The sequence below is a fragment of the Vibrio sp. 2033 genome, assembly GCF_033339735.1.
Genome location: NZ_JAWOVC010000727.1, coordinates 1 through 542, shown reverse-complemented (window position 1 = coordinate 542; position 542 = coordinate 1). Strand labels below are relative to the sequence as shown.

The window sequence follows — 542 nt, the reverse complement described above, 5'->3', positions numbered from 1 at the left end:
AATGGCGCCTAGCGCGATCCCTTCAGACAAGATGCCATCATAAGGTGGCTTTACCGTATTTCCTTCAAGGCGATAGCCCATTCGATTAGAGTCTGGCGAGATCGCAAAGCTTCCCGAATAGAATTTTTCTTTAGCTTCAACACTGAAATCATCACATTGATAACCTTCAATAACGCGTAGTGTAATTGGCAAGTTGTAATCTGGCTTGAAACGAAATGTCATGATTCTTGGTTTATGGTTAGGTAATGAATGCGCGTCAAAAGGGAGAACATCTCCAGCTTTTAGAGCGTTACCATTGGCTTCTAGTCCACCTAATGCTTCACGAAGCACGGTCGATGAGCTCCCAAGGTGCTCAGGCACATTGAAGCCACCTTTTACAGCGAGATAGGCGCGAAGGCCATTTTTCGCCATTCCGAACTGAAGCTTTTGACCTTTTTTTATCGAAAAATCCGACCAATTGGCAATAGGGTGACCATCTACTGATGCATTAAGATCGCCGCCACAAATTGCCAGGTGACAGTCTTGTAAGGCGACAAAGCAAG

The 542-nt window shown here is 45.2% G+C and carries 1 pseudogene; it reads right to left on the bottom strand.

Annotated features, from left to right (window positions below):
* A pseudogene (locus R7P74_RS28750) lies at positions 1-542 on the bottom strand (allophanate hydrolase); the annotation flags it as partial.